Source organism: Pantoea rodasii, assembly GCF_002095465.1.
In the GTDB taxonomy this organism is placed as follows: Bacteria; Pseudomonadota; Gammaproteobacteria; order Enterobacterales; family Enterobacteriaceae; genus Pantoea; species Pantoea rodasii.
This window is the reverse complement of the sequence record NZ_MLFP01000040.1, coordinates 1-10,415: the sequence shown is the minus strand read 5'-3', so window position 1 is coordinate 10,415 and position 10,415 is coordinate 1. Positions and strand designations below refer to the sequence as shown.

13 protein-coding genes and 1 pseudogene are annotated in these 10,415 nt (G+C 60.5%); all 14 read left to right on the top strand.

The genetic code is table 11. The features are described from left to right. Window positions 1-255: pseudogene (locus HA45_RS22915) on the top strand (phage minor head protein); the annotation flags it as partial. Next, window positions 255-743, top strand: coding sequence for a phage virion morphogenesis protein (locus HA45_RS22910; protein WP_100700279.1), 489 nt, complete (start codon window positions 255-257; stop codon window positions 741-743). The pseudogene HA45_RS22915 and the gene HA45_RS22910, both read left to right, overlap by 1 nt. A 245-nt stretch (window positions 744-988) precedes the next feature. Next, window positions 989-1,675: a phage protease gene (locus HA45_RS22905; protein WP_128599078.1), complete on the top strand. Its 687-nt coding sequence runs from the start codon at window positions 989-991 to the stop codon at window positions 1,673-1,675. 145 nt (window positions 1,676-1,820) lie between these two features. Next, window positions 1,821-2,048, top strand: a complete 228-nt coding sequence (locus HA45_RS29440) for a phage protease (RefSeq protein WP_128599077.1) — start codon at window positions 1,821-1,823, stop codon at window positions 2,046-2,048. Further along, window positions 2,045-2,455, top strand: a complete 411-nt coding sequence (locus HA45_RS22890; RefSeq protein ID WP_244563517.1) for a hypothetical protein — start codon at window positions 2,045-2,047, stop codon at window positions 2,453-2,455. The genes HA45_RS29440 and HA45_RS22890 overlap by 4 nt, the downstream gene beginning before the upstream one ends. A gap of 47 nt (window positions 2,456-2,502) precedes the next feature. Next, window positions 2,503-3,414, top strand: coding sequence for a Mu-like prophage major head subunit gpT family protein (locus tag HA45_RS22885; protein ID WP_100700281.1), 912 nt, complete (start codon window positions 2,503-2,505; stop codon window positions 3,412-3,414). 2 nt (window positions 3,415-3,416) lie between these two features. Then, a complete protein-coding gene (locus HA45_RS22880; RefSeq protein WP_128599076.1) occupies window positions 3,417-3,866 on the top strand; it encodes a gp436 family protein in 450 nt (149 codons plus the stop codon). Further along, the gene (locus HA45_RS22875; RefSeq protein WP_128599075.1) at window positions 3,805-4,515 is read left to right on the top strand and encodes a DUF1834 family protein; all 711 of its coding nucleotides are present in this window, start codon (window positions 3,805-3,807) and stop codon (window positions 4,513-4,515) included. Before HA45_RS22880 ends, HA45_RS22875 begins: the two co-directional genes overlap by 62 nt. Then, the gene (locus HA45_RS22870; protein ID WP_100700284.1) at window positions 4,502-4,753 is read left to right on the top strand and encodes a hypothetical protein; all 252 of its coding nucleotides are present in this window, start codon (window positions 4,502-4,504) and stop codon (window positions 4,751-4,753) included. The genes HA45_RS22875 and HA45_RS22870 overlap by 14 nt, the downstream gene beginning before the upstream one ends. Before the next feature lie 3 nt (window positions 4,754-4,756). Continuing rightward, window positions 4,757-6,178, top strand: coding sequence for a phage tail sheath subtilisin-like domain-containing protein (locus tag HA45_RS22865; RefSeq protein ID WP_100700285.1), 1,422 nt, complete (start codon window positions 4,757-4,759; stop codon window positions 6,176-6,178). Between the two features lie 11 nt (window positions 6,179-6,189). Beyond that, window positions 6,190-6,567 (top strand): phage tail protein, encoded by a 378-nt coding sequence (locus HA45_RS22860; protein ID WP_100700286.1) that lies wholly within the window; start codon window positions 6,190-6,192, stop codon window positions 6,565-6,567. After that, the gene (locus HA45_RS22855) at window positions 6,567-6,950 is read left to right on the top strand and encodes a phage tail assembly protein (protein WP_128599074.1); all 384 of its coding nucleotides are present in this window, start codon (window positions 6,567-6,569) and stop codon (window positions 6,948-6,950) included. The genes HA45_RS22860 and HA45_RS22855 overlap by 1 nt, the downstream gene beginning before the upstream one ends. Window positions 6,951-7,098: 148 nt before the next feature. Beyond that, the gene (locus HA45_RS22850) at window positions 7,099-9,396 is read left to right on the top strand and encodes a phage tail tape measure protein (RefSeq protein WP_100700288.1); all 2,298 of its coding nucleotides are present in this window, start codon (window positions 7,099-7,101) and stop codon (window positions 9,394-9,396) included. After that, entirely contained in the window at window positions 9,393-10,367 is a 975-nt protein-coding gene (locus HA45_RS22845; RefSeq protein WP_128599073.1) for a DNA circularization N-terminal domain-containing protein, read from the top strand. Before HA45_RS22850 ends, HA45_RS22845 begins: the two co-directional genes overlap by 4 nt. Window positions 10,368-10,415 lie beyond the last annotated feature (48 nt).

The following is a 10,415-nucleotide window of genomic DNA, read 5'->3' as shown; positions in this document are numbered from 1 at the left end:
GACACGGTGCAGGCGGCGGGTGACCTGACGCCGGACTGGCTGCGCCTGCCCGCGCTGCTTGCCGCCCCTGACGTGGTGCTGCAGGACGGTGACGGCACGCTGATATACGTGATTCATCAGAGTAATCTGCCGCGTATGGTGAGGGTCATGCTCAGCGGCGACAATCCAGCCATCACGCAGAGCGCGCCGCTGACGGCGCAGGCACTAAAAGCACTGCAGAAGCTGCCGGTCATCACCGGCGCAGGGAGAAACTGATGGAGCCTGACCTGACAGTCACCTTCCCGCCTGAGCTGGAGCAGGCGCTGGCGCGCATGGCCGAACGGCTGGCACATCACGAACCGCTGATGCGTGAGATCAGCGAGCGCATGTATAAGGCGGTGATGGACAACTTCGACCAGGAGGGTCGGCTCGTTAAGTGGCTGCCGGTGGCGCGCGAGGGTAAAATACTGGAGGACTCCGGGCGGCTGGCCAGTTCGGTTGATACCTACAGCGATAACGACCGCGCCGTGGTCGGCACCAACGTTATCTATGCGCGCATCCAGAATCAGGGCGGTAAAACAAAATCGCATGAAATCCGGCCAAAGTATAAGAAGGCCCTGCGCTTTAACGGGCGTTACGCGGCGAGGGTGAACCACCCCGGCTCGGACATCCCCGCGCGCCCGTTCCTGACGCTGACTGATGAGGATATGCAGGACGTGGCGCAGACCATCAATGACTGGCTTGCAGGCGATGCAGAAGGCTGACCGCCTGAGACGCCCCGTGTGCGACTTAACCCCTGCGGGGTACAACCGTATCCCTGAAAACCATTTAAACAAATCTGACGCGATTTAAACGGGTTTTAAATGGGGTTACGTCAGGCGTTTTAGCTGTTAATGTGCTCCACACTGATTTCCCCCTTTTTTATCCCGTCTCACCCCTGAACCTTATCCCCGCTTTTAACCCCCGCTATGCTGCCTGCAGTTTCGACTGAACAGGATGGCTTCGCTTCATGAAATTACGGGTTGGCGCATTAAACGGACTCATAACGCCGCCGCTGGATGGCAGTACACAACGCGTTCAGTTGCTGCCCGCCGGATCCTTCCGCTCGGCAGACGGTCGCCCGGCTGAAGCCGCCTGCTGGCAGCTCAACGCGACGCAGGCGGCGCAGGTCATCGCCGCCGCCAGCGCGCGCACCAACGACTTTATGTTCGACTACGAGCATCAGACCATGCACAAGGAAGAGAACGGCCAGCCTAACCCGGCGGCGGGCTGGTTCAGGCAGCTGGAGTTTGATCCGCAGGCGGGCCTGTTCGCAACCGATGCGCGGTGGACCGAACGGGCGCAGCTGATGATTGAGGCGAAGGAGTACCGCTACGTGTCGGCGCTCTTTCTGTATGACCTGCAGGGCAACATCGTTCAGCTCATCAACGCCGCCCTGACCAATACCCCGGCGCTGGACGGTATGGATGAACTCCTTGCCGCCGCGTCGCTTCTTTACCTCCTGGAGGAAAAAACAATGGATGAAAACCTGCGTCTCGCGCTCTGCTCCCTGCTGGGGCTGGCGACCGATGCTGACGAAGCGGCCATTGCGGCGGCGCTGAATACCGCGCAGGAGAAGCTGCTTAAGCCTGCCGCCTGCAGCACGCTCACGGACCTTATCACCAAAAAGACCAGCAGATTGCGCAGCTCTCAGTAAACCCTGCCGGTGCGCCTGACCCGTCACAGTTTGTGCCGGTGGCGGTCTTCGAGCAGACCCGCGAACAGCTGGCCGCGCTGAGTGCAAAAGTGTCGCAGACCGAGGCGGACGCCTGATAGAGGCGGCGCTGAGCGACGGTCGCATCATGACCGGTGCCGACGAGAAGTGGATGCGCGGTCTGGCAGAAAAGGACATGGAAACCTTCAGGGCCGGTCTGTCCATCCGTAAGGCCAATCCGGCGCTGACGGGGATGCAGACTCATGGCAAAGCGCCTGAAACGCTGAATACTGCCGCACTGTCAGCGGACCAGCACAAGCTGCTGGGCGCGATGGGTCTCAGCGAAAACTTTCTGACTGAAAAGGACGGTGAATGATGGCTGCTATTACCACCTCACGTAACACCCCCTGGCGCGACTGCATCCTGACGCCGGTCCCGGTCGCCAAAGGTGAGGTTATCCCTGAAGGCGCAATTGTCTGCGTCAGCGCTGACGGTTATGCCGTAAACGGTAAAGCGGGAACCGCCCTGAAATACGCCGGTTGTTCCGCTGAGTCCGTGAATAACAAAGACGGCGCGGACGGGGATTGCGTTATCAACGTGCGCTCCCATAAGGCATTCCGCTGGGATAACGATGGCAGCATCACTCAGGCAAGCCTGCTGGAGCGCGCTTATATCCTGGATAATCAGACGGTCACAGCGACAGACGGCAGTGCTGCTGCATCAGATGACGGGAAACGCCCGCGAAAGAAGCGGCTTACAGCAAGGCCGGAACCATCATCATGATTGATGCCGACGGCGTCTGGATCTACTGAACATAAGGACTAACCAACATGGCCGAAGTCAATAAAGCCACGCTTGACGTGCTGTTTCTGGCGCTGAAAAAGAGTTTCAACAACGCGATGATGCGCGCCAACCCGACGTGGAGCCAGATTGCGACGCTCATTCCGTCCACCACGGCGGCTAACTATTACGCCTGGATGGAGCAGTTCCCGCAGCTGCGTAAGTGGGTCGGCGACAAGATGATCCAGCGCCTGCAGCGTCAGGACTACATCGTTCCCAACGATGATTATGAAGCGACCCTCAGCGTCAAACGTAATCATATTGAGGACGATCAGCTGGGTATTTACCCGGTGAATGCTGACGCTTACGGCACTACCGCCGCGAACTGGCCGGATAAGCTGATTTACGACCTGGTTAATGCCGGTTTTAAAAATAAGTGCTTCGACGGCCAGCCGTTCTTCAGCGCGAAGCATCCGGTCGCTAAAACCGCCTACAGCAACCTGCTGACCGCGCCGCTGTCCATTGCGTCGCAGGAGGCGGCGAAGGCTTCCTTCGGCCAGGCCCGCACCATGATGTGGAGCCTGCAGGACTCGCAGGGTGAGCCGCTGAGCCTGAATCCGAACATTCTGCTGGTCGGCCCGGCGCTGTTTGATCTGGCCACCTCGCTCATGAATACCGATCGCCTGGAAGACGGCAAGCCCAATCCTTATAAGGGGGCCGCAAAAGTGGTGATGTCGCAGCGCATCACGTCCTCAACTGCCTGGTTCCTGCTGGACACGACACAGGCGCTGAAGCCGTTCATCTTCCAGATGCGTAAAAAGCCGGTATTTGTGTCGCAGGTAACCCCTGACAGCGACGGCGTGTTTATGCGCGCCGAGTACCTGTTCGGCGTGGAAGCGCGCGGCGCAGCAGCCTACGCCTTCTGGCAGATGGCGGTCGGCTCCACCGGCACCGGGGGCTGATCATGTACGCGTCCCGCGAGGATATGACTGGCCGCTTCGGTGAAAAAGAAGTGCGCGAGCTGACGGACCTTGATGGTGAAGGCGCAATCGATGATGCGGTGCTGGGTTATGGTCTCCGGGCTGCCTCTGACGAAATCGACGGTTATATCGCCGGGCGCTACACCCTGCCGCTGGCGGTGTGTCCGCCCGTTCTTACCGGCATTGCCTGTGATATTGCGCGATATCGCCTGACCGGAACGGATCGCCCCTGTACCGAGGAGATCCGCGACCGCTACCGTGACGGCATCCGCTATCTGGAAAAGGTCGCCAGCGGCAGTGTGTCTCTCGGCGTGGCGGTCTCTGGCGGTGCGGTGGTGCCATCTTCTTCTGTCGGGGTGATGTTTATGGCGGGTGGCAATAACTGGTCCCGCCAGCGCACTCGCGGAGGGGATACTGATGTTTACCGAAGTTGAGCAGGCCATCGTGACCCGCCTGAGCGAGGGGCTTAATACCGGCAAGGGCGGCATGGTACGCGCCGTCACCACCTATGGGGGCCAGCTGGAGGACATCGGGGAGATTCTGGGTGCGCTGCCGGGAATCTGGGTGACCTTCAAGGGCGTAACCGGCTGCAGGCGCGTGAACACCATGCGCCGCCGCTGGCGCGTCACGGCTGACTTTGCCGTGTTTGTGGCGTCGCGCAGTGTGCGCAGCGAGACCGCACAGCGTGTAGGCGGGCCTGTGCCTGATGAAACGGGCTGCAACCTGATCGCGGAGAGCGTGCGCCGCCTGCTGACCGGGCAGGATCTGGGTCTGCCCATCACCGACCTGCGTCCAGGGCGCGTCACCAACCTGTTCCGCAAGGCGTACAACAAAAGCGCCGTTTCAGTGTACGTCTGTGAGTTTGCGACGGAATGGTACGAAGACGCGCTGGATAACGGGCGCTGGCCCGCACCTGAAAGTGATGACGATCCGGATCAGGTCTTCGCACGCTATCTGGGACGACTCGATACCCCATACCCGGACCATGTCACCACCCATGCCGATTACTCCCGCGACGGCGAAGTGGTGGCTCAGGACACCCTCAGCAATCTGCCCACGGAGAGCAACGATGCAGACAGTTAAGGTTATTGCCCGCAAGGGCGTACGCGTGCCGCTGGAGAACAGTAGCCGCGAGTACATTACGGACGCTGCGGCGGTAAACGTGGTGCTGAGCGCCTACTATCGCCGCCGCATTAAAGACGGTGACCTGCAGCTGGCCCCGACCACCACAGCGAAAGCCGTTAAGACCGACAGCGACGAGCCTGTGGTGCAGCGCGTGGCTGAGGCCGCAGCCAGCACTACAACCAAAAAGGAGAGCTGATCCATGTCCGATACTGACGATATTTCCACCTCCACCCGCGTGCCCGGCACCTATGTGAATTACAACTTCACGAACGGGTCGCGCACGCTGGCCGCCGATGACCAGTACGTGGTCATTTTGGCGCAGCGGCTGGCTTCCGGCACCGTTCCGGCGCTGACCCCGACCGATGTCTACAGCAGCGACGAGGCGGCAACGTACTTCGGTCACGGTTCACAGGCCCACCTGATGACGGCGGCGGCCATCCGTGCAAACAACAATATTCAGCTGGCCGTATGCGCAGTGGACGACGCGGAGGGCAGCGTCGCCGCTCAGGGTACGCTGACCCTGACCGGTCCGGCGACCAGCTCCGGGCAGGTGCGCCTGAAGGTGGGCTCTAAAACCGTGTCCATTGCCGTGAAGTCGGGCAACACCGCGGACGACCTGCTGCAGAGTCTGCATGAGGCGCTGGGAGCCGAGGCGGATTTGCCGGTTGAGGTCAAAATAGACAGCGTGGCCAGTAAGGAAACCGGCCTTATCTTTATCGCCAAGAACACCGGCAGTTGCGGTAACGAAACCGGCCTGTCACTCACCATAACCGCCACCGGCGTCAGCGGTGAGCTAAGTGCGCTGTCCGGCGGTCAGGGTGACCCCGACCTGTCGGACGCGCTCAGTACGATCTACAGCGCCGGGCACACGGTGATTGTGATGCCGTGGACCACGGGAGATGCGCTGAGCGTACTGTCAGAGTACCTGAGCAACGTGTCCGGTCCGATCGAACAGCGCGCAGCGGTGGGCGTCTGCGGCTGGAACGGCACGCTCGCCACCGGCACCACGCTCACGGGTAACGCCAACGCGGCCCGCATTACCTGCGGCTGGCATCCGGGATCAGCGCTGTCGAAAGGCGTGCTCGCCTCCGTCTATGCCGCCATTATCGCGGCGCAGAGCGACCCTTCAGAGCCGCTGGACAACACGGCGCTGACCGGACTGGATGTGACCAGCCAGACCAGATGGCCGATGCGTACTGAAATGGAGAAGGCGCTGCATAACGGCCTGTCACCGTTTGATGTGGTGAACAACACCGTTCAGCTCGTGCGTGCCATCAGTACGTACGTGAAAAACAGCGAGGGGATCGCGGATCCGACGCTGCTTGATATCACCACCATCCGCACCCTGGACTACATCCGCATCGTGTGGCGCACCCGCATGTCGCAGCGCTTCCCGAACGGCGGCAAGCTGACCGATCACCGCCTGCGCCAGGTAACGTCGGAGACGCTCGACGTGCTGTACGCGCTTGAGAAACTGGAAATCGTGGAGCACATCGACACCTACAAGGACCAGGTGGTCATCACCCGTAACGCCCTGGATGACACCCGCGCCGACGTGGCCATACCGGCACCGGTAGTACGCGGCCTGCATATTCTGACCGGCACCCTTTACCTGTATTAAGGAGAGCGTCTATGAGCGACGTCTATGTCGGCCCGATTGTGCTTGAGGTGAACGGGACCGAAATTGAGATTGTGAGCGTCAGCCCCTCCGTGGATACGGGGCGTAAGCTGGTGAAGACCATGAACTCCACCGGGCGCGCAAAGGGGCACGTCAACGGCATCGCCACCTACAGCCTGACGCTGGAGGCAGTTATCCCGAAAACCGGCACCCTGGTCTGGGAAAACATTACCGACGCCAAGCTGACAATTTATCCGGAAGACACCGCCAGCGGCGGCCTCACCACCACCTATCAGAATTTCACGGTGCAGACGGTGGGTCGCCAGTACAACGTGGACAACGAAGCCCGCATCAGCATCTCCGGCTTCGCACTGAGCTGCATTGAGGAATAATGATGAACGGAACAAAAACCATCAGCGGCACCCTGGACATCGGCCTGGAAGTCGATGGCCAGCTGCACCGCGACTTTACTCTGCGCCTGCCAACAGTGGGGGATGAAATAGACGTGGCCGACGATGAGTCGGTGCCGGACAGTGGCTATCGCGTCGCGCTCATGGGTCGTTGCATGGTGACGCTGGGTACGCTGACGCCAGAAAAAATCACGTTTGAATTACTGCGTCAGGAGCTGAACAGCGACGACTTCTTGCAGCTTGTCCGGGCAGCGGACGAGCTGAAAAAAAGCGCAAGGCCGCGAGCGAGAGCTCCACGGGTTCCGTTGCGCCTGCCTCCGCCTTGGCTCAAGTGGATACTCAGAAGCCGACGTCCGCGCCCTTAGTGCTGTGAAGTTAGAGGGCGTGTTGAGCGCCCTCGATCATGTTGAAGACCCCAGAGGCTGGCACAAAAGACAGTCCGGTCGGGGGCAGCGAATTGTCAGCAACCGGCGCAGTAAAAAGCGCCGCCGCCATTCCCGCAGGAAATAATCCATGTCCGGACCCTTTGAAACGCAGATGACGATTGGCGTTAAGGATAACGCCAGCGCGGGTATTCAGCGCATTCGCAACGAGACACAGCGCATGCAGGAGGCGCGCGAACGTCTCGGCGTGCGCAGTGAGAACACTATCCGCCGTGCCATTCAGCAGACCGAAGCCGCTATGAACCGCATGGCCCGAAGCGGCACGCTCAGTGCATCTGAGCTTTCACGCGCACAGGAAAAGGCCGCCGCGAAAATTTCCAGTCTGCAGAAAGAGATGGCAGAGGCAGAGGTGCGCAGTTATACCCGGCGCAATGCCGCGCGCGAAGCCTGGGCTGCTCTTGGCATCAGAAGCGAACACAGTATCCGGCGTGAAATTCAGCAGACCGAAGCGGCCTATGGCCGCCTTGAACGCTCTGGCGTGCTTTCCGCACAGGAGCTGCAGCGTGCGCAGGAGAAGAACATTGCTACCGTTGCCCGTCTGCGCCGTGAGCTGGGTGAAACGGCAAAGCAGGAGCGTACGCTGGGCGAGCGCTTTCGCGGGGGGGCTGCCGTTGCCGGTAAAATCGGCGGAGCCGTCTTTGGGGCGGGCCTGCTGCTGCGTGGTCCGATCAATGATGCCTCAGCCTATGACGCCACCCTGCGCAGGGAAGCGAACTTTGCCTACAGCGATCGGGATGTAAAAGGTCGTCAGGCCGGTATGAAGCGTATATCAGACGCGGTGCGTGATGCGGTCGATAAAACCGGTGCATCGCCTGAGGAGGCGTTTTCCGCACTGGAGACTATGTGGCGTTCCGGGGTTATGGGTAAGGAAAAGCCTTATCAGTATCTCAATAATGTGCTGCGCAATGCTGCCGCCACTGGTTCGGATGCAGAGTCTGTCGCCAACACCCAGGCCAGCGCGGTTAATTTTGGCCTCAGTGACAAAGACGCACCAGCGGCGCTGAGCGTGCTGACAACCATGGCGCAGCACGGGCGTATCGACGTGCCGGCTCTGGCACATGAGATGCCGCGTGGCCTGGAATCGGGAAAATCGGCCGGTTTCCACGGTCAGCGCGGCTTCGCGCAACTGGCAGCCTTCTTTGAGGCGTCATCGATTGGGGCGAAAGACCCGCTGGATGCGACGACCAATGCGAACGATTTTCTTGCTGAACTGACCGCAAACAATCTCCAGACCAGCGCTGAACGCATCCGAATCAACGGCCATAAGCTCGATATTCGCGGCATGATGCGCTATGACCTGGCGCACGGCAGAACGGCGCTGGATACCGTGACCGGTGTTATCGGAAAGATGGATGAGAGCGATCCCGCCTATCGACGCCTGAAAAAGCAGCTGACGGGTGCGACCACCGACCAGCAGCGGGAGCAGCTCAGCGCGCAGATCACCCAAATCCACGGGCAACACATTTCCCAGTTGTTCCCTAATCAGCAGGCCCGTAACGCTTACATTAACTTTGACCGCAACCGGGATTTCTTCAACGCGCAGGTGAGTGAAGGCGTTGATCAGTTCAACAGGCCTGATGGCCAGCGTTCAGCCGATCAGGACTGGAAGCTGGTGTCAGATGGCCCACAGTGGAAACAGGATCGCGAAAAGCATATGGCCGTGGTGACCAGCAATGACACCATGAAAGGGGCTGCGGGTGTCTGGGGTGATTTTATGAACCACGTTGCCGATCTGGAGGCAAAGTTTCCGGCGCTGGCCACGGCGGTGTCGAGCACCACCTCCGCCTTCCAGTCAATTCAGAACAGTGGCCTGGGAAGCATACTGGGTGGTGCATTAGGTGCGGGTATCTTCAAAAAAATCTTTGGTCGTGGTGGTGCTGCCGTTGCAGATGAAGCAGGCGCAGAGGCAGCAGGTGCAGCGGGCGGGGCCGGAGGTGGAAGCTTGCTGGGAGGGTCAGGACGCTGGTTGGTGGGCGGACTGCGAAGCGCCGGTGGTTCCGTCGTCACTGGCGGCAAAGGCCTTGTGACGGACGGTATCCTGGGTGAGGGTCTGCTCAGTAATCCACTGGCGCTGGCTGTCACCTCAATGGTGTATTCCCCCGGTACAGTGAGTGGCGGTGATGAATCTGCCGAGCTGACGCGCCTGAAAAACCAGAACTACGGTAAAAACAGCCGCCAGACTTCCGCGCAGGCGCTTAACCTCCTGCAGCGACATCCCGGCCGTCATGCCCCGGCAGGCGGACCGGTTATCAATCTGCCCCCTCAGCCTGCGCCAGTCGTCAATGTGCACATGTACGTTGATGGTCAGCAGATGGCGTCCTGGCTCCACGCGCAGATTGAGTACAGTGCCCGGAGGCACGGCGCATGAGCGACTTCATTTCACAGCTGGCCTCGCTCGCAGGCATCGACCGGCTGCAGTCCGCCTCGTTCCGGGGCGTGAGCTTTGACTGTCTGACCACGCGTGACACCCTCGCCCGCGACACAGTAAACTATGCCTACCCTTACCACGACGGCGCGGTGGTCGAAGACCAGGGCATGAAGCCCGTGAACTTTCGCATGACCGCCTTCCTCTTCGGGCAGGACTGGAAACAGCAGTTAAAGGCGCTGTTAACCACGTTTAAAACCGGCGGTCCGGGCGAGCTTATCCACCCGATTTACGGCTCCATTCCCCGCGCCCAGTTCCTTGAAGCCGGGATTGAAAAAGAGGTTGAGCCGGTTGACGCCGTCACCGTCGAACTGGTGTTCATTGAGGCCGGAGAAGAGCAGGCGCTGTTTGCTGCTGCCACCACTGACCAGGCCTCCGAAAGCATCAGCGGCACCGCCAGCAGCCTGCTTGATAAGGCCGCGTCAGCCTTCAGCACCGCCATGGATAACGTGCGCGAGGCGGAGAACGGTATCGAGCGCATCAATACGATTGTGGCGGAGGGTGAATACGTCCTGAGCGGCGTGGAGCAGCAAATCCAGTCAGCCACCGGCAGCGTCACCAACCTGCTGGACACCCCGTCCGCGCTCATCAGCGACCTCAGGGGGCTGCTGGGTACCTTCAGCGATTCGCTTAACCTCATGGGCTCCGGCGTCATGTCCGACTGGCAGCAGGTAGCACATCTGGCCAGCACCGCCGTAACGCTGCCCGCTAAGTACGTCAGCTCGCGCAGTATCACCACCATCAGAAAGGCCTTTCGCCTGCCGCTGAGTCAGGTCACTGCCGTACGCGACAGCGACACGAACCTCGTCATCCGCACCGTCCGGCTGGTCGCCGTCAGCGAGCTGGCCGAAGTGGCCGCCACCGTACTGGCTAACGAGAACACCCTGCCGTCGCTGACCAGCACCGCAGATTGAGGCAATCACGAACAACGTGCGCGCGGAAATCGTCACCGCACTTGCCGG